This window comes from Paenibacillus humicola (assembly GCF_028826105.1).
Taxonomy (GTDB): Bacteria; Bacillota; Bacilli; order Paenibacillales; family Paenibacillaceae; genus Paenibacillus_Z; species Paenibacillus_Z humicola.
Genome location: NZ_JAQGPL010000001.1, coordinates 1,671,888 through 1,697,433, shown reverse-complemented (window position 1 = coordinate 1,697,433; position 25,546 = coordinate 1,671,888). Strand labels below are relative to the sequence as shown.

Below are 25,546 nucleotides of genomic sequence, written 5' to 3'. Positions count from 1 at the left end.
CGTTGCCGCTCGCCGTGTAACCGTTTACAATTAATGGTGCGCCGAGGCTTTGTCCGCTGCCCATAAACCATGTCAAAGGGGATGTCCGCATGTGGTACGTTAAGAAGAGCGAAATTCTGTCTTTGATTCCGCACGAATGTTTAGACGAAGTCCTCCATATTTTCAGTCCGCACATGCCGATCAAGAAAAACGTGATCATTTACCACCCGAACGATCCGAGCGATTTTGTCTATATGATCAAAAAAGGCAGCGTCCAGCTGACCCGCATCGCCCACAACGGACAGCAGATTACGCTTAATATCGTGACGGAGGGCATGATTTTCGGCGAAGGGGACGTCCTCAATGAAAAGGTATACACGCATTACGCCGAAACGCTGGAAACGAGCCAGATCTGTTATATCCGAAAGGACGATTTCCAGGGGCTTCTCGCGCAATACCGCAACGTGAACAACATGATGCTGAACATCCTTCACCGGCGCTGGAAAGAAGCTCAAATTCAGATCGAGAATCTCGCGTTCTACGAAGTACATGAACGTCTGGCCAATATTCTGCTCCGATTTTCGGCGGAATATGGAATGCCCTACAATAACAACGGCCTCCGCGGCACGCTGGTCAACTTCAAGGTATCGCAGGATAAGCTGGGCGACTTTTGCGGCACGTCGCGGGAATCGATCAACCGCAATCTGAAGGACATGAAGGCGCAGGGGCTGCTGGAATTCGAAGGGAGGAGAATCGTATTGCTCGACAGCTTCTTCGACGTTTATTCGGGCGGCTTGGAGCACGTACCTTCGGTAAGAGCGAAAAAGCATGCCTGAGCTGCAGTCTCGGCCGGCTCCGAACCGGGACCGGGCACAGCCAAGCGTATGGATGGAGCCGGACGTAATTCCTTCTATATAATAGCGCTGCCAACTGCTGCGGGCGGCTGACCGGTCCGGCGCCAAACGTCTCCAGCCTGCCGGTTCGTCCGCCAGGCTGAAGCCGTCTGCCTCGCGGCGGCAGCTTATTTCGCCCGGTTTACGCCTTCGCTTGGGTTGTTTTGGGCCGGCTGCTTCGAATTCGCCTCCATCACTTCTTCGGCGTAATCGTTGTTGTCCGCGTATTTGCGCCCCTTGTTGTTTTTCCCTTCATTCGCCATGCTCGTTCTTCACCTCCTTTCTTCCGCGCTTACACCGAGTAAACGCCCGAGGCCGGCCCGGATGCCGGGCTGCGAGAGCACCTGCTCCTTGAACGTTTCGCGGCGCCCCCAGTCCGTCTTCATCGTGCTTGTCTCGAAAAGCTCGATCGTCACATCGGCATATGCGTTATGGAGGCCGTTGTCGAACCAGTCGATTACCGTTTCGGCGTCCTTGCGGACGATCGCGAGCAGATCGAAATCGTTGTCGCGCGACGGTCCGAAATAGACAAGCAGCTCCGGCGAATCCGGCCGGTCCGTACGCACCTTCACCTCGCAGCACGGCTTTCCTTCCCGCTCCGTTTTGCGCAGCACCGACGCCTCCGTCACGTTCATGGGCGGCTTTCCTCCGGCAGTAGCCCCGCCGAAGCCATTCTCGTCTTCGTATCCGGCGTTCCTAGCCGATACAGCAGCTTGTACATCTCCAGCATCTTCCCTTGCCCAGCGGAAGGCGGCTGTCCCGGTCCCGCTTCGCCGGCGGTCGGCAGCTCCTCGAACTGCCGGTGCAGCCTTTTCATCTCTTCCTCGCTGGCGCGAATCTCCAGCTCCTCGAGCCCGGGCGGCGGCTGCAATCCTCCGGACTCCGCTTGAACGGTTACGAAGTAGGTCCGCCGGATCGTACCCTCCCCGCCCGGCTCCGCCGCAGCCGGTTCACGCTGCATCTCATGCTCCATTCTGTGCATGTCATCTCCTTATTCGCTAACGTTTTCCTCCGCGATAGCTTCCCCCCGCGGACAGACATTTTATGCCCCCCGGGCGCATACCCATCATAGTATCGCTGCTTAACCCCCATTAGCCGATCGCTGCCTATGCCGCCCTATTTCGCGAATACGCCTGAGAGGAATGAGAACCATGTGTGGATTCACGGGCTGGATCGATTGGACAGACGACCTCACGAAGCAAGCCGCGACGCTGGAGAAAATGACCTGCACGCTGGCGGCGCGCGGTCCGGATGCCTCCGGCACCTGGATTTCTCCGCACTGCGCCCTCGGTCACCGGCGGTTGTCCGTCATAGACCCCGCAAACGGCGCGCAGCCGATGGTCCGCACTTCAATCGACGACGACGATTACGTGATCGTCTATAACGGCGAGCTGTATAACGCGCCCGAGCTGAAACGAGAGCTGGAAAGCCGCGGAAGGCGGTTTACGACGACATGCGACACGGAGGTGCTGCTTGTCGCTTATATGGAGTGGGGCTCGTCCTGCGTGGAAAGGTTTAACGGCATCTTCGCTTTCGCCATCTGGAATACCCGCGAGCAGGAGCTGTTTCTGGCGCGCGACCGGCTCGGCGTCAAGCCGCTCTTCTACGCCCGCCAGCTCGGCCGGTTCATTTTCGGCTCGGAGCCGAAATCGCTGCTCGCCCATCCGGCCGTCAAGCCGGAAATCGGGCCTGAAGGTCTGGCGGAAATTTTTATGATCGGACCCGCAAGGACGCCCGGCCACGGCGTATACCGCGACCTTGCGGAGCTGCTCCCCGGCCAGTGCGCTACGGTGAACCGGTCGGGCGTCTCCATCTCGCATTACTGGAGGCTGGAAAGCCGGCCGCATACCGAGGACGCGGAAGCGACCGCATCGACGGTGCGGGACCTGCTGAAGGATACCCTCGAGCGCCAGCTCGTTTCCGACGTACCGCTCTGCACGCTCCTGTCCGGCGGACTCGATTCGAGCGCGCTGACGGCGCTGGCCGTCCGCTATTATAAGGAGAACGGGCAAGGAACGATGCACACGTTCTCGGTCGATTATGTCGACAACGACAAGCATTTCAAGGCGCACGCCTTCCAGCCGAATGCCGACGCCCCGTGGATCGAGCGGATGCGCGACCACCTCGGCACGACTCATCATTTCGTTCAATTCGATACGCCGGAGCTTGTCGAGGCGCTGCGGGCGGCAACGCTGGCGCGGGACCTGCCGGGCATGGCCGATGTCGACGCTTCGCTGCTGCTGTTCTGCCGCGAAATCAAGAAAGGCGCCACCGTCGCTATTTCCGGCGAAGCCGCAGATGAAATTTTCGGCGGCTACCCTTGGTTCCACCGCGAGGACTCGCTAAACGCCGCCACCTTCCCGTGGGCGCTGGCGTCGCCGATGCGCGCGGAGCTGCTCTCGCAGGATGTCGCCGCCTGGATCCGGCCTCTCGAATATATCGGCGATCGTTATTCGTCGGCGCTGGCCGAGGTGCCGAAGCTTTCCGGCGAGGACGCGGCCGCAGCCAGGATGCGCGTCATGTCGTATCTGAACATCACCCGCTTCATGCCGACGCTGCTGGATCGGAAGGACCGGATGAGCATGGCTGCCGGCCTCGAGGTGCGTGTGCCGTACTGCGATCACCGGCTCGTCGAATACGTCTTCAACATTCCGTGGGAGATCAAAATGACCGGCGGCCGCGAGAAAGGCGTGCTGCGCCGCGCCTTGGAAGGCGTGCTGCCGGACGACGTGCTGTACCGCAAGAAGAGCCCCTATCCGAAAACGCACAATCCGAACTATTTGACCGCCGTTCGTTCCCGGTTCATGGAGGTGCTGGAGGAAGGAACGTCCCCGCTGCTGCCGCTCATCAACGTGAGGAAAATCCGTGAAATCGCCGCATCGGAAGAAGCCAGCTCGAACTTCCCCTGGTTCGGCCAGCTTATGTCCGGCCCGCAGCTGTTCGCTTATCTTCTTCAGGTCGATACGTGGCTGCGGGAATATAACGTCGCCGTACGCTGAAGAGCCACCCGGAAAGACGTGGTCGACGCTGTATTGCGGCGGCGGAGCAAGCTTCTTCCCATCGATCGAATCGGCCGACGCCGTCCTGCGGCGGCGAAACAAAATTGGCGGAAAGTTAACCTCTTCCTATCCATCAAAAAAGCCCCGACTGGAGTCCGGAGCCGGCAGCCCGCAGGCCGCCCGCCGGATGGCAGCGGGGTTTCTTTTTGTCGCTCGCTTTCTTATTACTCGCTCACTTTAAATTTCTGGGCCGATTGCTGAAGCTCGTCCGAGAGCTCCGCCAGCCTGCGGGTCCAGGCGCTCAGCTCCTGCATGGCGCCGCTCTGCTCTTCCGCCGCCGCCGCGACCTCCTCCGAACCGGCCGCCTGCTCTTCGGTGATGATTGAGATTTGCTGCATAGCCGTCGTAATTTTCTCGAACGACCGCTCCACCTTGCCGAGCGCCTCGGACAGCTGCTCCGTCCGCTCCGAAAATTGGGAGACGCCCGTTTGGATGCCTTTAAAATTCTCATACGTGCCGCTCAGCCGGATATGCCCCTGCGCAACCGCTTGATCGCCCTCGTGAAGGCGGTCGATAACCAGCCTGCTGTACTCCTGCGTGCCCGTCACCAGCTCGGTGATCGAAAGCGCCGACTGCGCCGACTGCTCCGCCAGCTTGCGCACCTCGCCGGCGACGACGGCGAAGCCCTTCCCCTGCTCGCCGACGCGCGCGGCTTCGATGGAAGCGTTGAGCGCCAGCAGATTCGTTTGCTGCGCGATATTCGAAATGATCGTGACGATCTCGCCGATCTCCCGCGAACGGCCGTCCAGCTGTTCGGCCGCGTCGAGCGAATGCTTCATCGCGCGCTGGATGGCGTTCATCTGCTGCAGCGTCTGCTCGACCAGCAGCTGGCCTTCGGCCGATTTTTCCATCGCATTGGCGGCAATGGACCGCATCTCCGTCACGTCGCCCGTGACGTCGGACAGCTCCGAATCGATTTCGGAAATAGCCGAGGCGCTGTCATTGATGCTGCCGACGATTTCGCCGATGCTCTCGCTCATCCGGTTCATCGATACGGCCACCTGCTGCGCGCTTTCGCTCGATTCGCCGGCGGATTGATTCAGGTCGCGCGTCATGTCCGTGATATGCTCGGCCGATGACGTAATTTGCCGGATCAGCTGCCGCAGGCTGGCGCTCATTTCGCCGAAGGATGCGGCCAGCTTGCCGACCTCGTCGCGGCGCGTCATGACGGTCTGCTCCCGCAGATCGCCCTCGGCCACCTTGGCGGTTGCCGCCATCAGCTTCCGAACCGGGCGCGTAACGAGCCTGCTGATCAGCATCGCGACGGCGAAGCCGATCACCAATACGCCGGCCGTAATCGTAAAGATCGACCAGAACACCTGGGACATCGTTTTCGGCACGACCGACGCGTCCAGATCGATGCCGAGCAGCGTCGTCTTATTGCCGTCGTTCAAAGGCACAAAAATCGATTTATGGACGCCGTATTCGTCTTTGTAAATGCTGCTGGTGACCACTTTGTTCGCCGTCAGCGTTTCGTTCATATCGGACGTAAACGGATAGTCCGTGCCGAAATCGTCCTTCACGTCCGCCAAAATCACGATATGGTCGCGGCCTCCGCTTTTGGAGAGCAGATACACATTCTCCAGGTTGTTTTTCTTTTTCATTTCCTCAAGCCTGGATTTGATTTCGATATAAAGCGGTTCGCTCGCCGACTTGATCTCTTCGTCGTAGCCGGGGACGGACTTCACGATATCCGATGCGATGCCGATTTCCGATTCCAGCCTCAGGTCGAGCTGCTGCACAACCTTGTTCGACAGCTCGTGGCTGATATAATACGAAACGCCGGCAAAAGCAAAGCACGTGAACAGCTGCAGGATCAGAATACTGGCCGTCATTTTGAAGGATAACCGGGTTTTGAACGGGCTGAAAAGGTTTAGAATCACGTTTGCTTCCTCCTGTTAGTGGATCGGGGTATATTCGTTTCCGTAAACGTGAGCCGCTTGCGTTTTCAAATACCGGACGATTTCGGGCACGTGCTCGATCCGGGTATACGGCGAGATAACAAACAGCTTGCTGGCGTAAAGCGCAATCCGGTCGCCTTCCACCGTCGGCACCAACAGATGCTTCTTCGTATCGCCGAAAAACATCCGGTCACGCTGCCGTCCGAGCTGCTCAAAAAAGCGTTCGTTAAGCGCATTGGTCCGTTCAATCTGCTCGCGGCTGCAAACGCCGGCCAGCTCCTGCTCGAAGCCCGGCATCCCTTCGCCATAAAGCCGGAACAGCGTAATGATTCCCGGATTGCCGGGATTGACGATGGTCAGCTCCGGTACCTCCGCCGCCAGCTGCCTGCGGAACGCGTGATTGACGGATACGAATTGGGCGAGGAGCCGCCGGTAGCCGTCTTTGCCGAAGGCGAGCAGCGCGCTGTACATGCTGATCGAGCTGGCCATGCGCGAGCATTCGAGCGTATAGCCGGTATGGTACTGGCCGTAGCCGCGGTGTCCGACGTAAGGCGTCTCCGAGGCGTCCAAATCGAGCAGCTGCAAATCCGCAGAATCCTTGACGAGAAACAGGCTGGTGCAGTACGGCGTCTGACCGAGCTTCTGAAAATCGAAGCAGAGCGAATCGGCCAGCTGCAGCGCCTCCAACCTACCCGCGATCGATGCAAGCGCAGCGGACGTCTCGTCGTCCAGGCCAAGCGGGTTGGCATCAAAATCGTAATCGTTATAGAAAGCGAAAAATCCGCCCAGCGCGGAATCGGCGTGGATGTGCGGCCTGGGGAGCCCTGCTGCTGCGGAAGCCTCTTCCGCCGCATGCGCGATCGCCCGCAAGTCGTCGATGCCCATCGCATCCGTCGTGCCCGTCGTCGCCACGATATAGGCGGGGATGCCGCCGCCCGCAATCACATCCCCCATCCGTCTGCGCAAATCTTCCGGATCCATCGCGCTGTCGGCAAGCGTCCGGATTTTGATCAGCCGGTCGCTTCCGAGCCCGGTCGCTTCCATGGACTTGAACAGGCTGTAATGCGCCGCCTCCGAGCAAAACGCATAAAGCGGCCTGGTGACGCCGCTGCGCGGGGCATCCCGGTCAAATTTGGCGATCGCGAGCCTGAGGCCGGTAAAAATCGCGCCCTGCCCGCCCCAGGTCGTGTACCCGCCGCTGCGGGCGTGATCGTATCCGACCAGCTGCGACATCATGGAAATGACCCGCACCTCCGCCTCTGCGCCGGCCGGTCCGTAAACATCCCACAGGTTGTTGCCGTTGGCCAGCATCGCCGCCACCATGCCGATCATGCCGGGAACGGACGCCATCGGCAAAATGTTGGTCAGAAAATATTTTGTGTGGTACGGGTGGTCGTGCATCAGTTCAAGCAGCTTGTCCGTTACGTCTTCGAGCGGTACGCCGCCCTCCGGGATCCGGCTGCTCTGCGCCAGTTGGCCGTAAAAATGACCGCTGCGGTCCTTGCCGCCTTTTAAATTGACGCGGTCCGCGTCTTTCAGACGGTCAAAGCCGCTGAGCAGCTGATTCAAAAGCCCCAATAATTGCTCCCTCTGCGCCTCATTGCCGTCCTCGCTCGGAAACAAATGCACTGCTGCGTCCATTGCCCTGCTCATAATCTCCCTCTCTCCTAATCTTGTCGTCTATGTATATGAACGGCTCCGAGGGGGAAAAACTTTACAGCTGCTCCGGCCGTTCGATAAAAAAGAGCAGCGTCCCCGGTGCGGCCGTCGCCGCCGTGCCGGTGCCCCGGTCCGGCGGCGACGGCCGCAGGTCGTAAGACTAACGTTGCAGGTTAACTTCCGGTCGAATCGCGCCCTCATACACATGAACCGGGACTTATCGGACATCGACTTACAAATTAATAGCAGATTTCAAGGAATATATTACTATCATTTTCGACGATCGACAATGATTTTTGACATCATTTTCATATTTTTGACACGGATTCGACCTTTATTGCGATTTAATACGGGTCTTTAGTCCTTTATCCGTGGTCAAATAAAAAAACGGAACGCCCCATGGGACGTCCCGCCTTAGTCGTGTGTCTATATTACGCCGTTTCGCGATCGAGCCGTTCCAGCAGCGCACGAAGCGCCGCCCCCCGGTGACCGATCGACTGCTTGACGTCCTTCGTCAACTCTGCCATCGACTTGCCGAGCTCCGGCAGCCAGAAGAGCGGATCGTAGCCGAAGCCTTCCGAGCCGCGCGGGCGATCCGCAATACGTCCCGGCACCTCGCCTTCCGCCTCGGTGAACGTGCCGGTTTCAGGATCGTACAGCGCCAGCGCGCAGACGAACCGGGCGTCGCTGAGCAGCGCCGTACCGTCCGGAAGGCGCTCCGGCTCATCCTGCCGGCCTTCCGTCAGCTGCTTCAATTCGCTCAGCAGCTTCGCATTGTTCCGTTCGTCGGTGGCGTCAGGACCGGAATACCGGGCGGAATAGATGCCCGGCCGGCCGGCCAGCGCGGCTACTTCAAGCCCGGAATCGTCGGCCAGCGCCGGCAGCCCGAGCGCCTCGGCGGCGGTGCGCGCCTTTTTGCGGGCGTTCTCCATGAACGTCTCGCCGTCCTCTATAATATCCGGCACGTCCGGGTAATCGAACATGCTGACGACGTTCACGCCGAGCTTGCTCAGCGCATGGGCGAATTCGCGCACCTTGCCGGTATTTTTCGTTGCGACGACAATCGTATCGCCCGCCTTCATACGCGCGCCGTCCCGATTCGCTCCGCGATGCCGCCGAGTACCTCGCGCTGTTTGGCGACAAGCGAGCGGATGCCCTGCTCGGCCAGGCCAAGCAGCTCGTCCAGCTCCCGCCGCGAAAACGGGGATTCTTCCCCCGTCCCCTGCACCTCGACAAAGCTGCCGGCGCCGGTCATGACGACGTTCATGTCCACCTTCGCCTTCGAGTCTTCGTCGTAATTGAGATCGAGCAGCGTCTGCTGCTGGATGACGCCTACGCTGACCGATGCAAGAAAATCGGTAATCGGATATTTGCCGAATTCATTCGTCCGGGAGAGCTTGTGCACGGCAAGCGCCAGCGCGACGAAAGCGCCCGTAATCGACGTCGTGCGCGTTCCGCCGTCCGCCTGAAGGACGTCGCAGTCGAGCGTAACCGTCCGTTCGCCGAGCGCCTGGAGATTGACGACGGAGCGAAGCGCCCGGCCGATCAGACGCTGGATTTCCATCGTGCGGCCGGTCAGCTTGCCCTTAGCCGATTCACGCTGATTTCGCGTTTGGGTAGCGCGCGGAAGCATGGCGTATTCCGCCGTAATCCACCCTTTTCCCTGCCCCTTCATAAACGGCGGCACACGCTCTTCCACCGTGGCGGTGCAGATTACTTTCGTGTCGCCGAACTCGATCAACACCGAGCCCTCGGCGTACTTGTTCGGGTTTAATGTAATGGCGACCGGCCGTAGCTCGTCCCACTGTCGTCCGTCTGTTCTCATCTTGGTTTGCTATCCTCCATTTATCTGCTGCATGCTGCCAAGCCAATCGCTTCCATTTTATCAAAGTCGGGGGCGAAAATCATCTTTCGCCCGGAGTGAAGGCGGTTTTCCGGCATTCGGTCCCGAACAAAGCGAAAGAGGCCTCCCGGCGGGAAGCCTCTTTGCGGATCGCTGAGATTGGCGTATTTCGTTTCCGGCCGTGTGCTGCCAGGGCCGCCGGACCCGTTACGACTTGAAGGGATTCATATGCTCCGGACGGCTGACCGGCTGGCTGTAGGACTGGTTGTTCGTGTCGGTTACGTCCGTTTTGCCGTTGAGCACGATTTGCACCTTGTCGGCGCCCGTGTTTTCGGTCAGCGACAGCACGATCGCCTCCATCATTTCCGCGGGCTCCTGCATGCCGTCCTGATAACCGTTGTCCTGCAGGTTGACGGTAACGACATCGCTTTTTTTGGTAACGTCCTTGACGGTCACGTCCGGCGTGATGACAGGCGTAAGACGATGGGTGTCGAGCGGCCCGTCGATCAGCTGCTGCACGGCCGCCTTGGCGCGGTTGTCCGAGCGGTCGACGAGACGGGTAACCGGGACGTAATACGTTTCATCGTTTGGCGTGACGGCCGAGAAGTAGAGCGTCACCGGAGTCGAGCGCGTAATATCGACGCCGTCCGCTTCCTCCAGATTGATGCCCACCGCCCGGGTAATCGGCTCGTCGATCGGCATCCCGGCCACCGGCATTTCGGTCAGCGTCTGACCTTCGACCTGAAGCTGCACCTTGTCGACGCCATCCATGCCGGTCAGCGTCCAGGTTACCGCTTCGACCAGCTGCCGCTCATCCGCCGCGTTATAATCGGTAAACGATTTCGAGAAATCGACGACGGCCATTTTCTGGTCTTTGACGATATCGAAGCTTTTCACCTGCGTTCCCTTCGGCAGCACGGCCTGGAAGCCATCGGGCAGCTCTTTCGCGTACGGACCGCCGTCCACCATCATTTCGAGCGCCTTCTGGCCCGCCTTTTCCTGCGCTCCGAGCGCGGCGCTGATCGTGACCGGAGCGAGCAGGCCGTCGTCGTTTTTCAAATACACGGTCATTTGCGACGAGTCGGTATCTTCAGCGGCTTGTCCGCCGACCTGGGAAGCTGCGCTGCCGGACGAGGCGGAGTTGCCTGCTGCGGCTGTTCCGTTTGCCGCTTTGCCGTTATCGGCTGCGGTGCTGCTTGCCGCCGTACCGTTATCGGCTGCGGTGCCGCTTGCCGCCGTGCCGTCGTCGGCTGCGGTGCCGCTTGCCGCCGTGCCGTCGTCGGCTGCGGTGCCGCTTGCCGCCGTGCCGTCATCGGCTGCGGTACCGCTTGCCGCCGTGCCGTCGTCGGCTGCGGTGCCGCTTGCCGCCGTGCCGTCAACGGCTGCGGTGCCGCTTGCCGCCGTGCCGTCAACGGCTGCGCTGCTGCCGACCGCGGCATTGCCCGCTGCGGCGCTGTTTTGCGGCGGGTCGATTGACTGGCTTGTCTGCTGGGAAAACAATCCGCATCCGGTCGTCAAAATGGGCAGCGCCAGCGCTCCGGCGAGCGCGGCCCGGCGAAGCAGGCGATAATGAGTCATGTCGATAATTCCTCCCCGATTGGAATTCAACCGTCAGCTTCTTCATCCGGTTGGTACAAGTTCCTGTTTTGTAGTACTATGTATACGAGCTCTCGAAAAAATTAGACCAGTTTTGTCCAACAAAATGAGGCAAGAGGTGCAGTCGATGTCTAAATCGAAATTGTACAGCCTGAACAGCCGGAAGGTCGCCGATGCGACGAAGGAATGGCTTGCCAAACGGGGAGTCACGATTACCCAGATCGCCGAGCTGGTTATGTTTCTGCAAAAGGATTATTACCCCGGGTTGACGATCGAGGAATGCGAGCTTTATGTGGAGGCGGTGCTGTCGAAGCGCGAGGTGCAGAACGCGGTGCTGACGGGGATCCAGCTCGACCTGCTGGCCGAGGAAGGCAAGCTGCTGCCGCCGCTGCAGGAAATGATCGAGAACGACGAAGGGCTTTACGGCTGCGACGAAGTGCTCGCGCTGTCGATCGTGAATGTATACGGCAGCATCGGCTTCACGAATTTCGGGTACGTCGACAAGCTGAAGCCGGGCGTCCTGAAACGGCTGAACGATAAAGAGGATGACGAATGTCATACGTTCCTGGACGATATCGTCGGTGCGATCGCCGCCTCGGCGAGCAGCCGGATCGCCCATCGCAAGCAGGCGGAGCGGGAAGGCACCATCGAGCCGCCGATCGATTGATGCGGCTGCTTTCGTCTTCATGAGCAGCAAGAGCGCTGGAACCGGGCATATTAATCGCCCTAACGGTTCCAGCGCTCTTTTGTTGTTCGGCCGGTCAAGACGAGGTCTCTTGACCGAGCGTTTCGTAAATCTTCGCCGCAGCCTGCCGGCCCTGGCGGATGCAGTCCGGCAAACCGACGCCGTCGAACGCGGCCCCCGTCGCCCAGACACCCGGGAGCTTGGCGGCGAGTTCCCTGCGCAGAGCGCTTGTCTGCTGCACATGTCCGACAGGATACTGCGGCATGGACCGGGGCAGGCGCGTAACCTCGACAAACAGCGGCTCTGCGGTAATGCCCATCGTGCTGCGGATATCGCCGCGCACGGCGGCGATCAGCTGATCGTCCGGAAGGTCGACGGCCGCTTCGTCGCCCGCCCGTCCGACATAGCAGCGAATCAGCACCTTGTCGTCCGGGCTCGTATGCAGCCATTTGACCGACGTCCACGTGCACGCCGTAATCGTCGTGCCTTCCGAACGAGGGATCACGAAGCCCGAGCCGCCGAACCGTGCGGCCAGCGTTGATTGGTGGAACGCAAGCACCACGTTCGCGACCGAGACATAACGAACCGCCCGCAGCGCCGCAGCATCCGCATGCGGGGCGAGCAGCTCGGCGGCCGCATAAGCGGGCGCGGTAACGACGATACCGTCGGCGGCGATCGTCTCGCCGTTAGAGAGCTTTACCAGATATGGAGCCCCCGCTTCTGCCTCCGCTGCCGTTCCCGCGTCTGCTTCAATCACCGCCGCTTCGCTTGCCGCACCCGGCTCCGCCGATATGCCGTCCGGACGAATTTGCAGCCCTCCGCCGCTCCGTCTGCCGTCCCCGGCGGATACGCGCTCGATCGCAACCGCTTTTACGCCCAGCTTCCAGTCCGTGCCGGAGCGGTCCAGCGATCCGCGGAGCGCTTCCACCAAGGTGGACAGGCCACCCCTGAATGATAGAAACATGCTGGCGCGCAGGCTGTCGGGCAGCCCCTTCAGCACCTCCGGCACCGGAGGCGCGCTGCGCCTGCTCGCGCGCATGCCGCGGATCAGGCTGCCGTATTTACGCTCGGCCTGGGCGAACTGCGGGAAGGTCGCCTGCAGGCTCAGCTTGCTCAAATCGCCGGCGTAAATCCCGGCGAGCAGCGGCTCCGCCACCCGCTCCATCACCTCCGGCCCGAGACGGCGCGACAGAAAATCGCCGAGCGATTCGTCGCCCGTCTCCTTGCGGGCCGGCAGGACGAAATCGAGCAGCGCGCGCAGCTTGGCCCCCCAGGAAAGCAGACCGGTACGGGCGAACGGCATGATTTCCGTCGGAATGCCGAGCACAAGCCCGGGCGGCATCGGATAAAGCTTGCCCCGGTGCAAAATGAACGACTTTTTGCCCGAAGGGTTTTGGGCGACCAGCTCGTGCTCGATGCCCAGCTCCCGGGCGAGCTCGATCGTCGGCGTTTTGCGCGTCAGAAACGAATCCGGTCCCCGCTCGATGATGAAGCCGTCCCGGCGCAGGGTGTCGATTTTGCCGCCGAGCCTGGGGGATGCGTCGACGATGGTCACAATCGCCTTTCGGCCGCGCGCTTCCGCTTCGCGCAGCAAATAAAAAGCGGAGCTCAGTCCGCTGATCCCGCCGCCAATGACGACCAAACGATCAGGTTTTCCGCTTCTCCGCAGCATAGATTCATCTCCTCCGAAAATTTCCGGCGTTATTGCCATTCATCCTTGGCTTCCACCGACTCGGCCAGCGTCTGCATGTAGCGCGGATCCGTATTCAGCATGTCGGTGCGGGCGAAGCGAACGCCGAGCGCCTCCGCTTCCGCTTTCGCTTCGATATCGAGATCGTACAGCACTTCCAGGTGATCCGACACAAAGCCGATCGGCGCCGAAAGCACCTGTTTGCAGCCGCTGTCCGCCGTTTCGCGCAGCGTCTCCAAAATGTCCGGGCCGAGCCACGGCTCGCGTGTCCGCCCGGCGCTCTGCCACGTGAACGCCCAGTCGTTTACGCCGGAGCGCTCGGCGACGGCGGACGACGTCTCGAGCAGCTGCCGCTCGTACGGATCGTCCATTTCGCGGATTCGCTGCGGCAGGCTGTGGGCGCTGAACAGCACCTTGAGCGGCTCCGTACGGTCGAAGCCCTTCAGCGCATTGACGACACGCTCCGAGAGCGCTTCGATCAGCTTCGGATGCAGGTGGTAGCTTTCTACAAAGGCCGCGTCCACGCCGAGCTCCTCCGCCCGCTTTTTCGCCCGCTCGATGTAGCCGCCGACGCTCATGACGGAATAATGCGGCGCCAGCACAATGCCGATCGCTTTCGTGATGCCGTCCCGCGCGATTTCTTCCATTCCGGTTTCAATATACGGCCGGGCGTGCTTCAACCCCTGATAGCAGACGTAACGGCCCGGCGACGAAGCGTCGAGCGCCGCCTGCAGGCCGGCAACTTGACGGTTCGTGTTCTCGCGCAGCGGAAAAACGCCGCCGACGATACGCTCGTAACGCCCGGTCAGCTCGGCCAGCTGCTCCGGCGTCGGCGCATGCCCTCTTCGGATATGCGTGTAATATTCTTCGATGCCGTCCATGCTTTCCGGCGTGCCGTACGACATGACGAGCACCCCGACGCGTTCCTTAGACATGCGATGCTTCCTCCTTGCCCGTCGCGGCGATCGCTTTCGCCGAGTAAGCATGAACAAACGCGGTCAGCTCCCGCAGCTTGTCGAGCGGCGCCTCCGGGAACAGGCCGTGCCCGAGATTGAACACGAAGCCCGGCTGCTGCAGGCCCTCATCGATAATGCGGGCGGCATGCGCCTCAATAACGTTCATCGGAGCGGCCAGCACGTACGGGTCGAGGTTGCCCTGTACGCCGAACGTGCCGCCGAGGCGGCGCCGTCCTTCGGCGATCGGCACGCGCCAGTCGAGTCCGATGACGTCGGCCTTGACCTCGCCGAGCGTCGCCAGCAGCTCGCCCGAGGCAACGCCGGGATAATATATTTTCGGCTGCGGCAAATCCGCCAGCTCCGCGAAAATCCGCTCGATCGTCGGCAGGACATACTGCCTGTAATCCTCGGGAGCGAGCGCTCCCACCCAGCTGTCGAACAGCTGGAACGCTTTGCCGCCGGCATTCATATGCGCGCGCAAATAGGCGATGACCATATCGCCCAGCTTGTCCATCAGCATATGCCATACCGCAGGCTCGCCGTACATCAGCGCCTTCGTCTTGATGTAGGACTTCGACGACCGCCCTTCGATCAGATAGCTCGCAATCGTAAACGGCGCGCCGGCGAACGTGATGAGCGGCACCTCGAGCTCCCGGTCCAGAATGCGAATCGTCTCCAAAATATGGGGCAGATCGCCTTCCACGTCGATCGGCTTCAGCCGCGCCACGTCGGCCGCCGACTCGATCGGGTTATGGATGACCGGGCCGACGTTCGGCACGATATCGAAATCGATACCGATCGAAGCGACCGGGTTCATAATGTCGGAATATAAAATCGCCGCGTCGACGCCCAGCTTCCGCACGGGCATCATCGTTACCTCGGCGGCCAGCTCGGGTCTGCGGCATATTTCGAGCAGCGAATATTTCTCTTTAATTTTCCTGTAATCGGGATCGTACCGTCCCGCTTGTCGCATATACCAGACGGGTACACGATCGACAGGTTCCTTCCGGCAGGCCCGGATGAATCGGTCGTTGATGCTCATGAACGTTCCCCATTTCTATCGTTTTCCCTTCGTTTCCATTATGCCCTGTTTCCCCTGCGAAAAACAACCGCCGCCGTTTGTCTTTCATTGACAATCGTATGACAATACGCCATGCCGGGCGCCGATTTGAATAGAAAACCGAGAATTTTGCAGGATAAACATGCAAGGCATACATCCGAAAAGAAAGAGTTGAACTTTGATGATCGCAATAAAAAAACACCGCATCGTACCGCTGATTGCCGCTGCGCTGCAGCTGCTTATGCTGTGGGCGGGAGGCGCAGCGTCAAGCGAGCCTGCAATCGACAGCGCGGCTCTGATGCGCCAGCTTCAGAGCGGAGGGTATGTCTTGTACGTCCGGCACGGCCAGGCGACGATCGGACAGGATCGCCCCGGCTTGACGTTCGGCGACTGCGCTTCCCAGCGCAATTTGGACGATGCCGGCAGGGAAGAAGCGCTCCGTTTCGGCCAATCGCTGAGACAAAAAAGCATACCCGTCGCCCAGCCCGTTCTGGCCAGCCCGTATTGCCGCACGAGACAGTCGGCCGAAATCGCCTTCGGAGCGCGGCGGGTTGCGGCGGACGATTCGCTCGCGCCGCTAGCCGCGTTCTCCGCATTGACGGCCGAAGAGCGGCAGGAAACGCTCGCGCATTTGAACGAGCTGCTCGAAACGCCGCCGCCGGCCGGGGCCAACCGGGTCATCGTCGCTCACGCTCTACCGGCCGGAATTGCTGTCGGCGAAATCCCCTACATGGGAACGGTCGTCGTCAAGCCAAACGGGCCGGGACGCGGCTACGAAATCGCAGGCAGGCTGAGCCTGAACGATTTGACGGCCGATTAGAATCCGTGGCCGCCCGGGCTCCCTTCATTGAACCCGGCCTGACGGCTTGTTTGCGTCGGAGGGGCGCAGCGCCCCTCTTTTTTTCGTCTTGATGCGGCAGCTTCTATTTTGCCTTCGTTTCTACTTGACAATGGCGACGGCAAGCCCGTCGTAGGCAGGCAGCAGCGTGCCGAGCAGGCGCGGATCTCCGGTCATCCGCTCGTTGAATTCGCGCATCGCCTGCACGGAAGGCCCGCTCCGCTCCGGGTCGATCGTCCGGCCGTGCATCAGCGCATTGTCGCCGGCGATGACCGCGCCTGGCTTCGCCAGCCGGATGACCTTTTCCAAATACGCCGGATAATTGTCCTTGTCGGCGTCGATAAAGAGAAAATCGAACGATTTTCCCTGACGCGCGAGCTCGTCGAGACCGGCCTTCGCATCGCCGACGATATATTCGACGCGGTCGCCAAAGCCCGCTTCGCGCAGGTTCGACCGGGCCACCTCCGCATAGTTCGGCATCAGCTCGAGGCTCGTCAGCGTGCCGCCTTCGGCGAGTCCGCGCGCCAGACAAATCCCGCTGTAGCCGCCGAGCGCGCCGATTTCCAGCACGTGCTTCGCGCCGGACATCCGCACGAGCATCGTCAGCAGCCTGCCGTAGCCCGGGGCAATCGATATTTCCGGCATGCCATTCGCCCGGATCGATTCCATGACCCGCTGCAAATCCGAATCTTCTCCCAGCAGCTTCTCCACATAAGTTTCCGTCGTCATCGTCATTTTCGTTAGCGCCTCCCCTGTTTCGTTCGTTCAAAATGGCTGCCGTTGTCTTGTACCGCCGGTTTGTCTATACTTAATTGTATGATTTTGCAGGGGCGGATACAACCGCCGCCCGCTGCCCGAAGCGGAGTGAACGCATTCGCGATGAGCGATAGAAAGCTGCAATTGATCGCAACCGCCCCGATGGGCCTCGAAGCGGTTGTCGCGCGCGAGCTGAAGGAGCTTGGCTACGACGATGCAAGAACCGAGAACGGCCGCGTGACGTTTACCGGCGGACCGGCCGACATCTGCCGCGCCAACCTGTGGCTGCGGACAAGCGACCGCGTGCTTGTCAAAATGGCTGAATTTCCCGCCCGCACCTTCGACGAGCTGTTTGAAGGAACCAAGGCCGTCGACTGGCCGGACTGGATTCCGGCGGACGGCGAATTTCCGGTCGAAGGCCGTTCGCACAAGTCGCAGCTGTCGAGCGTCCCGGCCTGTCAAAGCATCGTCAAAAAAGCGGTCGTTGAGAAAATGAAATCGGCGCACGGCTTGGAATGGTTTCCAGAGGACGGCGCCCGTTTCGTCATCGAGGTATGGCTGCTCAACGATATCGCCATGCTGACGCTTGACACGACCGGCCCCAGCCTGCACAAGCGCGGCTATCGCCGGCTCGTGACGGAAGCGCCGCTCAAGGAAACGATGGCCGCCGCAATGGTGCTGCTCAGCCGCTGGCATCCGGAGCGCCCCTTGTACGACCCGTTTTGCGGATCGGCCACGATCCCGATCGAAGCGGCCATGATCGGCTGGAACATCGCCCCCGGTCTTCGCCGTTCGTTTAATGGCGAACGATGGCCGATCGTTCCCGAAGCGCTCTGGGAGGCGGCCCGCGAGGAAGCGTTCGACGCGGTGAAGGACGATATCCCGCTGTCGATCGCCGGGTCGGACCTCGATCCGAAAGCGATCGAGGTCGCCGAAGCCGCCGTACGGAAAGCCGGCTTCGCGAAGGAGATCAAGCTCTCCGTTCTGCCGGCCGCCAAAGCGAAGCCGGAGGACGATTATGGCTGCATCGTTACCAACCCGCCGTATGGCGAGCGCCTCGGCGACGACGCTGAAGCGGAGAAAGCCATCCGCCAGCTCGGTCTGGCCGCCCTCTACCTGCCGACCTGGTCGTTCTTTGCGCTCAGCCCCTCCAAATCGGTCGAGCATTATTTCGGCCGGCCGGCGGACAAGAAGCGCAAGCTGTTTAACGGGCGGATCGAGTGCGCCCTGTACCAGTTTTTCGGGCCGCTGCCGCCGATTCGCAGGGAGGAACAGCCGGTTCGCTAAATCGGCTAAACGCGGGCTCGCGCCGGAATCGGCGGCGGATTACCGTGTTTAGGCGCCGCAAAACCGCGCCGGGATCCTTCGCGGACGCAACGGGCAACCTTCGCTACGGCCTGCGGCGAATCCAACAACAAACCCCGCCGGTGTCCGGCGGGGTTTGATCTATTTTACATATTTGCGCGCCTTCTCGACCGCTTCCTCCTCGGTCGGCGCGGTGACGTAGCGCCCGTTCACGAAAATAAACGCGAACCGCGAGCACGGCCCGCAGTACGATTTGCAGCCGACCTTGATCTCGGCGTCAGGCGCGATTTTTTGCAGCTTGGGCAGCAGCGACTTGATGCGGGTATGCTTGCATTTGTCGCAGATGCGGATGTCGTTCGCCATGTTTCGTCCTACTTCCCGTCCGCCGCGCGCCGTATGCCGGAGACGCCGGCTTCCGTCTTAATGATCGCCATGGTTGCCTTTGGACGGATTCGTAATGACGAAGCCTTCCTGCGGCAAATACAGGTAATCGATTTTGACGCCGTCCAGCAGCTCGGCATCTTTCTCCAGCAACACGGCGATCTCCTTGTCGGTTTCCACAACCTCGTCATTCGGGCCGGCCGCATCCTCAAATTGGAGGCCGTAATGAGCGTGGTCGGCGTGAGCGTGCGTAATTAAAACGCGGAGGAGCTTGCCGGTATTCTCGGGCTTGTCCATCTCCTGCCGAATGATTTTCGCGGCGTTACGCGTAATTTTGCATTTCATCGGAATTCCCCGTCTCCTTTTTATCGGTACCCAGTCTTTCCTGTTGTTCGGTTCCCTGTCTTTCCTATTGTAATGAAACGGCTCTTCATGTTCAACCGTTTAATCGGGGAGCTTCCCCTCATATTTGCGTTCCATATACCGCGTATAGAACTCCGCTGCAAGCATCGTGACGGCGATATCGTCAACCGGCAAAAAAGGCAGCGCATCCGGCATTACCCAATACAGCAGCACGGGCACGAGATAAAGCAGCTTGTCGGCCAGCCGGACCTCTTTGGCGGCGATCAGCCGGAAAATGCGTGCAAACACATGGCGCCAATGACGAAGGGACAACAGTTTGCGCATGACGGCCTCCCGAGTTGGTAATGTAGTCTGCACGACGAAGCGGATCCGTTTCGAAGCGCCTGCTAACAGCTTATCCGTTTTCGCCCATTATACCACAGCGAGCCGCAAAACCCGGTATCGGCCGCAGGCGTGAATGCCGGACAGCATGACCGTCCGAAAGCGGCGTATCCCGGGACCGCATGCCGATACACCGCGCGGGCCGCCGCAGGCCGAGAGTCGAGGTCGGGCTCCCGGCTGTGTTGATCCCGCGGAGGCCGCCTCCCGCCGGCCGGAAGCCTCGGCGGGCGGAAGCGCTCCCCGCCCCGCATATTCGGTGCGGAGTTCAGCCCGGCCGATTGGCCGCGGCTTCGACCGCGGCGGTCAGCAGCGGCCTTACTTCGTCGTACAAGTCCGGAAACGACTCGAGCGGCAGCGGGTTGACTCCGCTGCCCACCTCGACGGTAAACCCCGGTTTGCGAAACTCGTAGATGAACCAGTCCTTGTAGCCTGCATCGCTGCCGCTCAGCTTGACCGGCATGTAGCCGCTTGCCCGCCCCAGCCTGCGGGCGATCGCCTCCGATTCCGGCGGCTCGTAGCCGCGGTAGTTCCAGTAGATTTCCCGGCCCTGCGAATGAAGTGCGACGACCAGATCGAACCGCTCCCGCCGGGTCAGCTCCGCAAGCGCCAGCGCTTCCGGCTCGGTCAGCGGCGCTGCGCCGGGAAAATCGCGCGGCCCGGGGCCATCGGCATCCCTGCGCCTTACCTCCTCCTCCCAAAAAGCCGGGAACTGGTCGTTCAGATCGACGCCCCGCGCATTCGCTTTCCACCGGCGAAACCGCTCCGACTCCCCGTTCATGCGCAGCAGCTCGGCACACAGCGGGTGATCCCGGCGCAGCCCTTCCTGCACCAGCTCGGCGCCGTCAGGATTGACGAGCGGCACGAACCACGCCGTCGTCCTGCGGGCAAGTTCCCGCATATCACTGCCGCACAGCCGATCGCCGAGCGAGACGGCGCGGGCGAAATCTTCAATGAACGACATCAGCAGCGGCGCCGTAATCCATTCGTTCGCATGCATGGCCGCATTGATATGCACCTTGCGCGGGCCTTCGCCGATCCGGATCGCGGTTATCGGCTTCCCGAGCACGCTTTTCCCGATCGTCTCAACGTGCAGAAACGGGTACTCGCTGCACAGCGCCTCGATATCCCGCAGCAGCTCGGCTTCGCCGTATTCAGCCCTTGCATCGACGATGCGGCCGCTGCCGCCGCCGGGCACGGTAAGCAGCTGTCCCGGAACGAGCGCCTTCGGATCGAGCTGCGGATTGGCGGCGGTCAACCGGTGGACGGGCAGCGCAAATCGCTCCGCCAGCGTGAGGATCGTATCTCCGGGCTGCACGCAGTATACGGCGGCCGATTGCACCGGAACGGACAGCAGAAGACCGGGCAGAAGCGGCCGGTCCGGATCGAGGCGCGGGTTGGCGGCGATAATCGATGCCGCGTTCACCTCGAACCGCCTGGCGATGCGCAGCAGCGTGTCGCCCTGCCGAACGATATAGGGAAACATGGAAGCCCTCCCTCCTTCACTTTGTCACAGTCCCATGCTATGCTCGCCCGCGGACGCCCATGCCAACCGGCCTTGTACAAATAAGCGCGGCCTTCATCATGTTCGAAGCGAACAAGCATCAGGCCGCCCTGCCAGGAAGAACCGGCTCCAGGCGTCTTTTTACGGCGAGGTCATTTCATAAGTTCCCCCCCGGGAAAATAAAAATGGCTCTGGCTGAATTTCGGCTCCGGTATCCCTGTTCAACAAAAAGACGGCCCTGCCGTCCTTCCGGGACGACGAGAGCCGCATGCTCCAAAACGTCGAGTGTTAACCGATCTTCGGCACCTGCCAAACGACCGGCGTTAAGGCGATCTGCTCGCCCAGCCACTGCTGCGCGATTTTTTTGAACATCAGCGGATCGCCGCTGCAAAAAAACTGATGAACGGGCAGCTCGTCGTTACGCGCCAGCCGGCCCCTGTCGTGCAGGATGGTGCTGATTTCGCGCGCCGTCTCATCCGCCGAATTGATCAGCGCGACGCTGCTTCCCATAATTTCCGAAATCGTTTCGGACAAAAACGGATAATGCGTACAGCCCAAAATGAGCGTATCCAGACGGGTTTCCATGAGCGGCACCAGCGATGAGCGAACCGTTTCAAGCGTTTCCTCGGAGCGGAAATTGCCCTGCTCCACAAGCGGAACGAACCGCGGGCAGGCGAGGCTGACGACTTCAATGTTCGGCGACAGCTGCTTGAGCGCCTGCTCGTAAGCTCCGCTGTGGATCGTGCCCTCGGTGCCGATCACGCCGACGATGCCGGATTGCGTCCTGCCGTTGGCCGCACGCGCCCCCGGATGAATGACGCCGACAACCGGAACCGCCACGCGGGAACGGATATCGTCCAGCGCGACCGCCGTCGACGTATTGCAGGCGGCAACGATCATTTTCGGCCGGAATTGAATCAAATAATCGACCATTTCTCTTGTAAAACGAACGACCTCTTCCGCCGGCCGGGGGCCGTACGGAGTCCTCGCCGTATCCCCGAAATAGATGACTTTTTCACGCGGAAGCTGGCGCATGACTTCTTTGACGACGGTCAAACCGCCGACGCCGGAATCGAAGATTGCAATCGGTTGCTGCACATACACACCGCTTTCCTGGACGTTTTCGCTTAAGCTAAAATACATTATGTAAGGGGCATCTAAAACGTACCTCATCATCTTAGCGCAAAAAAGGACAAGGTTCAACAAACGGCCGACCGGTACCCACGCCTCAAAGCGAAAAAGACCCGGCCGCTATGGGCCGGGTCCTCCGTTTCATCCGTTTAGTTGTATTTCGGCAGCCAGTCGCCATGCGCCTCGATCAAGTCGTCGCACATCGCGACGATGTCGTCCATCGACAGCTCGGCGGCCGTATGCGGATCAAGCATCGCCGCGTGATAAATATGCTCGCGCTTCTTCGTGATTGCGGCTTCGATCGTCAGCAGCTGCGTGTTGATGTTCGTCCGGTTCAGCGCGGCGCACTGCGGCGGCAAATCGCCTACGTAAGTCGGCGTTACGCCGCTGCGGTCGACAAGGCAGGGCACCTCGACGCACGCCTCGCGCGGCAGGTTCGTGATGAGGCCGGTGTTCATCACGTTGCCGCCGATTTTGAACGGCACATTCGTCTCGATCGCCTCGAAAATGTACGATGCGTATTCGTGCGTCCGGTTGTGCTGCAGCTCGGGATTGTGCACGAGCTCGTCGCGGCGCTTGTTCCAGTTCTCGATTTGATTCACGCAGCGGCGCGGATATTCGTCGAGCGGGATGTTGAACCGATCGATCAGCTCTGGGTAATTCCGCTTGATGAAATACGGATGGTACTCGGCGTTATGCTCGGACGATTCGGTAATGTAATAGCCGAATTTCAGCATCATTTCCAGGCGCACCATATCGTGGTGCTTCTCCTGCTGCTTCTCGCGGGCGCGGCGCTTGATTTCCGGATAGAGATCGACGCCGTCCTTGGAAACCTCCAGCAGCCAGGCCATATGGTTGATGCCGGCGATCTTCGACTTGACCCCTTCGGTGTCCATGCCGAGATTTTTGAACAAATCCCTCACGCACACCTGTACGCTGTGGCAAAGGCCGACCGTCTGAATGCCGCCGTGCGTGTTCATGACGTTCGTCAGCACCGCCATCGGGTTCGTGTAATTGAGGAACAGCGCGTCCGGACACACCTCCTGCATATCCTTCGCGAAGTCCAGCATGACCGGAATCGTACGCAGGTTGCGGAAAATGCCGCCGATGCCGACCGTATCCGCGATCGTCTGGCGCAGGCCGTATTTCTTCGGAACCTCGAAGTCCGTGATCGTACACGGATCGTAGCCCCCGACCTGGATGGCGTTCACGACGTATTTCGCCCCGCGCAGCGCTTCCTTGCGGTCGGCATACGATTTGATGACGCACGAGCTGCCGCTCGTATTTTTAATGTGGTTCAGCATCGTCTCCGATTCCGAGAGCCGGACAGGGTCAATATCGAACAGCGCCAGCTCGAAGCCCTGCAGCGCGGGCGTCATCATACAGTCGCCAAGCACATTTTTGGCGAAAACGGAACTGCCGGCTCCGATAAACGTAATTTTGGACATGGTGCTCCTCCTCGTTTTTTTCAATTGGCTGGAAGCGGTAATCATGTATCCTGCTGCTTTAACTATAGGCGATTGCCGCCGCGCATGAGTAGGAGTTTTTGAATGATAGATATGGACAAATGTAGTTTTTTTAGCTAGTCTAAAACGGTAAGGATCCCGGCATGGCGAAAGAAGGCTGACCGTCAGCATGGACCACTATCAGATTTCGATCGGTTCGAACCCGCTCCCCGCCCGCGGAGAGCTGTCGGTGCTGTTCAGCGGCGAAGGCAAGCCTTATCCGCTGCACCGGATCGGGCCGGTCGTCCATAACTACTACCTGGTGCATACCGTCTTATCCGGCCGCGGCACGTTCGAAATCGACGGCAAAACGTATGAATGCGGGAGGGGGGACACCTTCTTCATCTTTCCGGACATTCTGTTTACGTACACCGCGGACAGCGACGAGCCCTGGCAGTACCGCTGGATCGCTTTTCAGGGGGAAACGGCCGAGGGGCTGCTGGCCGGAATGGGCATCACGCCGCGCCATCCCGTCATTCATGCGGCCGATACGCGCAGGCTGGCAAGGCTGTACCGCAGCGTCAAGCTGGCGCTGGAGCGGACGGAATATCCCGAGCTTGCCGACCTGGAAGCCGGCGGCCTGCTGCGGGTCATGCTGAAGGAATACGGCATGATCAACGCCGGCCGCATGACGCCGCAAGCCCAGATGCCGGTTCCCGATATCGAGCGCCAAATCAATCAGGCGATTCGGATGCTGTCCTACCAGTACAGCGACCGTTTCTCGATTGAGGATTTGGCGCGCAAGCTCGGGTATCACCGGACGCACCTGTCCAAAATGTTCAAGCAGGCGACGGGGCTGTCGCCGATGCAGTTTTTGCTGAAGGTGCGGATGGTCCGCGCCCGCGAGCTGCTAAGCGGCAGCAAATATTTGTCGATCGACCAGGTCGCTTCATCGGTCGGGTATCCGGATGCGCTTTACTTCTCCAAGCAATTCCGCAAAACGCACGGCATCTCGCCGACGGAATACCGGTCGCGAAACCGGCCGAATTCATTGTAAAACGAAAAAAACCTCCGGCGGCCTGGCTGCGACTCTGCCGGAGGCTCCGGTTTGCCAAAAATGCGAAGGGCGGGAGCCCCGGATCAATCCGGAGCGTCCCGCCCTGTTTGCGTTCGCCTGAATGCCTGCGGTCAGCGGACCGTTTGCAGCTCTTCGCTCTTTGCGGCTTTCGGCTCTTCCGCCCGTTCGCCGGCCAGCTCTTCTTCCGTGCCGGCTTCGGCTTGGAAGGCCGACGCCCCGTCGACCCGGCCGACACGCCAGCTGCGAACGCTGCCGACCATACTTTCGGCGGTGTCCTTCGTTTTGGCGGCAATGGTCGTGACGCCGCTGCCGACCTGCTTCGCAATCCGAGTCGTCGTGTCTCCGACCTGGCCGGCGATTTTCACCGTACGATCCCCGACCTGGCGGCTGCCGTCCGCAATATCTTTGCGAAGCTCGCGTCCCGATTTCGGCGCCAGCATCAGTGCCGCCACCGACCCGATAATGCTGCCTGCCAGCGCGCCGTACCAAAACCCTTTTCGATTGCCCATCATTGCGTATTGCTCCCTTCAATCTGATTGTTACTGCGCCTTATTGTTATCGTGCCCTTCGCCATAGCCGGAGCATGCAGAGGCATGCGGCTCTTTCCGTTTGGCCTGCCAAAATTGCCAGGCGGCGTAACCGGCCTCAGCCAGTCCCAGCGCTTCCTCAATCTGCTTGCGATATTTGCCCCCGTCGGCCAGATGCCGTTCGGCCGTCGCCGAAATCGCGCCGGACAGCCGGCTGACCGTCCGCGAGACGCCGGTCGTGGCATCGCCGAGCCGTTCGGCTGCCTCCAGCAATCGGGCTGCGCCTGCCATCTGGTCCTGAACGGTCCGCATCGTCTGGGCGGCGGGCTTTGCCACTGCGGCCAGTTCGGCCGCGGTCAGCTTCACCTGCTCCTCCATGGCCGCAACGCTGTCCACCAGCCTTGCCAGCTTCCGGTCCGCAGCCCGAAGCCATAGCAGCAGGCCGGCGGTAAGCGCGGCAAATACGGCGACAAACGCAGCTCCGAGCCAAATCGCTGCCATCCGGAATCGCTCCTCCTT

Annotated in this window: 26 protein-coding genes; 6 read left to right on the top strand and 20 right to left on the bottom strand. The window is 60.6% G+C overall.

From position 1 onward, the window contains the following. Nucleotides 1-89: 89 nt before the first annotated feature. Nucleotides 90-815: a Crp/Fnr family transcriptional regulator gene (locus PD282_RS07940; RefSeq protein WP_274649891.1), complete on the top strand. Its 726-nt coding sequence runs from the start codon at nt 90-92 to the stop codon at nt 813-815. 185 nt (nt 816-1,000) lie between these two features. Here the strand turns inward: PD282_RS07940 and PD282_RS07935 are convergent, their stop codons facing one another. From PD282_RS07935 to PD282_RS07925, 3 genes are read right to left on the bottom strand one after another with little or no spacing between them, the layout of a single operon-like run. Further along, nucleotides 1,001-1,135, bottom strand: a complete 135-nt coding sequence (locus PD282_RS07935; RefSeq protein ID WP_274649889.1) for a hypothetical protein — start codon at nt 1,133-1,135, stop codon at nt 1,001-1,003. Between the two features lie 9 nt (nt 1,136-1,144). Further along, on the bottom strand, nt 1,145-1,507 hold the full coding sequence (locus PD282_RS07930; protein ID WP_274649887.1) for a hypothetical protein: 363 nt from the start codon (nt 1,505-1,507) through the stop codon (nt 1,145-1,147). Next, on the bottom strand, nt 1,504-1,845 hold the full coding sequence (locus tag PD282_RS07925) for a hypothetical protein (RefSeq protein WP_274649885.1): 342 nt from the start codon (nt 1,843-1,845) through the stop codon (nt 1,504-1,506). The genes PD282_RS07930 and PD282_RS07925 overlap by 4 nt, the downstream gene beginning before the upstream one ends. A gap of 178 nt (nt 1,846-2,023) precedes the next feature. Here PD282_RS07925 and asnB point away from each other — a divergent pair, with 178 nt between their 5' ends. Then, entirely contained in the window at nt 2,024-3,871 is a 1,848-nt protein-coding gene (gene asnB, locus PD282_RS07920) for an asparagine synthase (glutamine-hydrolyzing) (RefSeq protein ID WP_274649883.1), read from the top strand. 224 nt (nt 3,872-4,095) lie between these two features. Here asnB and PD282_RS07915 read toward each other — a convergent pair whose 3' ends face one another. From PD282_RS07915 to PD282_RS07895, 5 genes are all read right to left on the bottom strand, one after another. Then, a complete protein-coding gene (locus PD282_RS07915; protein WP_274649881.1) occupies nt 4,096-5,814 on the bottom strand; it encodes a methyl-accepting chemotaxis protein in 1,719 nt (572 codons plus the stop codon). Nucleotides 5,815-5,829: 15 nt separating this feature from the next. Next, nucleotides 5,830-7,485: a pyridoxal phosphate-dependent decarboxylase family protein gene (locus PD282_RS07910; protein ID WP_274649879.1), complete on the bottom strand. Its 1,656-nt coding sequence runs from the start codon at nt 7,483-7,485 to the stop codon at nt 5,830-5,832. Nucleotides 7,486-7,922: 437 nt separating this feature from the next. Then, a complete protein-coding gene (gene rdgB / locus PD282_RS07905) occupies nt 7,923-8,573 on the bottom strand; it encodes an RdgB/HAM1 family non-canonical purine NTP pyrophosphatase (RefSeq protein ID WP_274649877.1) in 651 nt (216 codons plus the stop codon). Beyond that, nucleotides 8,570-9,316 (bottom strand): ribonuclease PH, encoded by a 747-nt coding sequence (rph, locus tag PD282_RS07900; RefSeq protein ID WP_274649875.1) that lies wholly within the window; start codon nt 9,314-9,316, stop codon nt 8,570-8,572. The genes rdgB and rph overlap by 4 nt, the downstream gene beginning before the upstream one ends. Before the next feature lie 225 nt (nt 9,317-9,541). Continuing rightward, nucleotides 9,542-10,912: a GerMN domain-containing protein gene (locus PD282_RS07895; RefSeq protein ID WP_274649873.1), complete on the bottom strand. Its 1,371-nt coding sequence runs from the start codon at nt 10,910-10,912 to the stop codon at nt 9,542-9,544. 145 nt (nt 10,913-11,057) lie between these two features. Between PD282_RS07895 and PD282_RS07890 the strand changes: the two genes are divergently transcribed. Next, complete coding sequence (locus PD282_RS07890) at nt 11,058-11,597, top strand: phosphatidylglycerophosphatase A family protein (RefSeq protein WP_274649871.1); 540 nt, start codon at nt 11,058-11,060, stop codon at nt 11,595-11,597. Between the two features lie 94 nt (nt 11,598-11,691). Here PD282_RS07890 and hemG read toward each other — a convergent pair whose 3' ends face one another. Genes hemG through hemE form a run of 3 tightly spaced genes read right to left on the bottom strand, consistent with a single transcriptional unit; the run spans nt 11,692 to nt 15,303 of the window. Then, complete coding sequence (gene hemG / locus PD282_RS07885; protein ID WP_274649869.1) at nt 11,692-13,287, bottom strand: protoporphyrinogen oxidase; 1,596 nt, start codon at nt 13,285-13,287, stop codon at nt 11,692-11,694. A 29-nt stretch (nt 13,288-13,316) separates the two neighbouring features. After that, nucleotides 13,317-14,240, bottom strand: a complete 924-nt coding sequence (gene hemH / locus PD282_RS07880) for a ferrochelatase (RefSeq protein WP_274649867.1) — start codon at nt 14,238-14,240, stop codon at nt 13,317-13,319. Then, nucleotides 14,233-15,303: a uroporphyrinogen decarboxylase gene (gene hemE / locus PD282_RS07875; protein ID WP_274649865.1), complete on the bottom strand. Its 1,071-nt coding sequence runs from the start codon at nt 15,301-15,303 to the stop codon at nt 14,233-14,235. Before hemE ends, hemH begins: the two co-directional genes overlap by 8 nt. A gap of 199 nt (nt 15,304-15,502) precedes the next feature. Here hemE and PD282_RS07870 point away from each other — a divergent pair, with 199 nt between their 5' ends. Beyond that, complete coding sequence (locus PD282_RS07870) at nt 15,503-16,141, top strand: histidine phosphatase family protein (RefSeq protein WP_274649863.1); 639 nt, start codon at nt 15,503-15,505, stop codon at nt 16,139-16,141. A gap of 120 nt (nt 16,142-16,261) precedes the next feature. Here the strand turns inward: PD282_RS07870 and PD282_RS07865 are convergent, their stop codons facing one another. Beyond that, a complete protein-coding gene (locus PD282_RS07865; RefSeq protein ID WP_274649861.1) occupies nt 16,262-16,894 on the bottom strand; it encodes an O-methyltransferase in 633 nt (210 codons plus the stop codon). 144 nt (nt 16,895-17,038) lie between these two features. Between PD282_RS07865 and PD282_RS07860 the strand changes: the two genes are divergently transcribed. Further along, nucleotides 17,039-18,202 carry a THUMP domain-containing class I SAM-dependent RNA methyltransferase gene (locus tag PD282_RS07860; RefSeq protein ID WP_274649859.1) on the top strand — a complete coding sequence of 388 codons (1,164 nt, stop codon included), beginning with the start codon at nt 17,039-17,041 and terminating at the stop codon, nt 18,200-18,202. A gap of 159 nt (nt 18,203-18,361) precedes the next feature. Here the strand turns inward: PD282_RS07860 and PD282_RS07855 are convergent, their stop codons facing one another. From PD282_RS07855 to melA, 6 genes are all read right to left on the bottom strand, one after another. Then, on the bottom strand, nt 18,362-18,583 hold the full coding sequence (locus PD282_RS07855) for a YuzB family protein (protein ID WP_274649857.1): 222 nt from the start codon (nt 18,581-18,583) through the stop codon (nt 18,362-18,364). 57 nt (nt 18,584-18,640) lie between these two features. Next, complete coding sequence (locus PD282_RS07850; protein WP_274649855.1) at nt 18,641-18,946, bottom strand: HesB/IscA family protein; 306 nt, start codon at nt 18,944-18,946, stop codon at nt 18,641-18,643. Between the two features lie 99 nt (nt 18,947-19,045). After that, the gene (locus tag PD282_RS07845; RefSeq protein WP_274649853.1) at nt 19,046-19,288 is read right to left on the bottom strand and encodes a hypothetical protein; all 243 of its coding nucleotides are present in this window, start codon (nt 19,286-19,288) and stop codon (nt 19,046-19,048) included. 322 nt (nt 19,289-19,610) lie between these two features. After that, nucleotides 19,611-20,828, bottom strand: a complete 1,218-nt coding sequence (locus tag PD282_RS07840; RefSeq protein ID WP_274649851.1) for a M14 family metallopeptidase — start codon at nt 20,826-20,828, stop codon at nt 19,611-19,613. A gap of 306 nt (nt 20,829-21,134) precedes the next feature. Next, nucleotides 21,135-21,944, bottom strand: coding sequence for a glutamate racemase (gene racE, locus PD282_RS07835; protein ID WP_274649849.1), 810 nt, complete (start codon nt 21,942-21,944; stop codon nt 21,135-21,137). A 182-nt stretch (nt 21,945-22,126) separates the two neighbouring features. Further along, nucleotides 22,127-23,425: an alpha-glucosidase/alpha-galactosidase gene (gene melA / locus PD282_RS07830; protein WP_274649847.1), complete on the bottom strand. Its 1,299-nt coding sequence runs from the start codon at nt 23,423-23,425 to the stop codon at nt 22,127-22,129. 187 nt (nt 23,426-23,612) lie between these two features. Between melA and PD282_RS07825 the strand changes: the two genes are divergently transcribed. Further along, on the top strand, nt 23,613-24,479 hold the full coding sequence (locus tag PD282_RS07825) for an AraC family transcriptional regulator (RefSeq protein WP_274649845.1): 867 nt from the start codon (nt 23,613-23,615) through the stop codon (nt 24,477-24,479). A gap of 131 nt (nt 24,480-24,610) precedes the next feature. Here PD282_RS07825 and PD282_RS07820 read toward each other — a convergent pair whose 3' ends face one another. Continuing rightward, nucleotides 24,611-25,012 (bottom strand): YtxH domain-containing protein, encoded by a 402-nt coding sequence (locus tag PD282_RS07820; RefSeq protein WP_274649843.1) that lies wholly within the window; start codon nt 25,010-25,012, stop codon nt 24,611-24,613. A 27-nt stretch (nt 25,013-25,039) separates the two neighbouring features. Beyond that, entirely contained in the window at nt 25,040-25,528 is a 489-nt protein-coding gene (locus PD282_RS07815; protein WP_274649842.1) for a hypothetical protein, read from the bottom strand. Nucleotides 25,529-25,546: the final 18 nt, after the last annotated feature.

Coding starts and splice junctions, on each gene's coding strand:
- hemH (WP_274649867.1), bottom strand. CDS start 14,240: ATGTCTAAGGAACGCGTCGGGGTGCTCGTCATGTCGTACGGCACGCCG.
- PD282_RS07855 (WP_274649857.1), bottom strand. CDS start 18,583: ATGGCGAACGACATCCGCATCTGCGACAAATGCAAGCATACCCGCATC.
- PD282_RS07930 (WP_274649887.1), bottom strand. CDS start 1,507: ATGAACGTGACGGAGGCGTCGGTGCTGCGCAAAACGGAGCGGGAAGGA.
- PD282_RS07860 (WP_274649859.1), top strand. CDS start 17,039: ATGAGCGATAGAAAGCTGCAATTGATCGCAACCGCCCCGATGGGCCTC.
- PD282_RS07870 (WP_274649863.1), top strand. CDS start 15,503: ATGATCGCAATAAAAAAACACCGCATCGTACCGCTGATTGCCGCTGCG.
- rph (WP_274649875.1), bottom strand. CDS start 9,316: ATGAGAACAGACGGACGACAGTGGGACGAGCTACGGCCGGTCGCCATT.
- PD282_RS07895 (WP_274649873.1), bottom strand. CDS start 10,912: ATGACTCATTATCGCCTGCTTCGCCGGGCCGCGCTCGCCGGAGCGCTG.
- melA (WP_274649847.1), bottom strand. CDS start 23,425: ATGTCCAAAATTACGTTTATCGGAGCCGGCAGTTCCGTTTTCGCCAAA.
- PD282_RS07840 (WP_274649851.1), bottom strand. CDS start 20,828: ATGTTTCCCTATATCGTTCGGCAGGGCGACACGCTGCTGCGCATCGCC.
- hemE (WP_274649865.1), bottom strand. CDS start 15,303: ATGAGCATCAACGACCGATTCATCCGGGCCTGCCGGAAGGAACCTGTC.
- PD282_RS07935 (WP_274649889.1), bottom strand. CDS start 1,135: ATGGCGAATGAAGGGAAAAACAACAAGGGGCGCAAATACGCGGACAAC.
- PD282_RS07820 (WP_274649843.1), bottom strand. CDS start 25,012: ATGATGGGCAATCGAAAAGGGTTTTGGTACGGCGCGCTGGCAGGCAGC.
- PD282_RS07940 (WP_274649891.1), top strand. CDS start 90: ATGTGGTACGTTAAGAAGAGCGAAATTCTGTCTTTGATTCCGCACGAA.
- PD282_RS07825 (WP_274649845.1), top strand. CDS start 23,613: ATGGACCACTATCAGATTTCGATCGGTTCGAACCCGCTCCCCGCCCGC.
- rdgB (WP_274649877.1), bottom strand. CDS start 8,573: ATGAAGGCGGGCGATACGATTGTCGTCGCAACGAAAAATACCGGCAAG.
- PD282_RS07850 (WP_274649855.1), bottom strand. CDS start 18,946: ATGAAATGCAAAATTACGCGTAACGCCGCGAAAATCATTCGGCAGGAG.
- PD282_RS07865 (WP_274649861.1), bottom strand. CDS start 16,894: ATGACGATGACGACGGAAACTTATGTGGAGAAGCTGCTGGGAGAAGAT.
- PD282_RS07890 (WP_274649871.1), top strand. CDS start 11,058: ATGTCTAAATCGAAATTGTACAGCCTGAACAGCCGGAAGGTCGCCGAT.
- PD282_RS07845 (WP_274649853.1), bottom strand. CDS start 19,288: ATGCGCAAACTGTTGTCCCTTCGTCATTGGCGCCATGTGTTTGCACGC.
- PD282_RS07815 (WP_274649842.1), bottom strand. CDS start 25,528: ATGGCAGCGATTTGGCTCGGAGCTGCGTTTGTCGCCGTATTTGCCGCG.
- PD282_RS07910 (WP_274649879.1), bottom strand. CDS start 7,485: ATGAGCAGGGCAATGGACGCAGCAGTGCATTTGTTTCCGAGCGAGGAC.
- PD282_RS07925 (WP_274649885.1), bottom strand. CDS start 1,845: ATGGAGCATGAGATGCAGCGTGAACCGGCTGCGGCGGAGCCGGGCGGG.
- asnB (WP_274649883.1), top strand. CDS start 2,024: ATGTGTGGATTCACGGGCTGGATCGATTGGACAGACGACCTCACGAAG.
- hemG (WP_274649869.1), bottom strand. CDS start 13,287: ATGCTGCGGAGAAGCGGAAAACCTGATCGTTTGGTCGTCATTGGCGGC.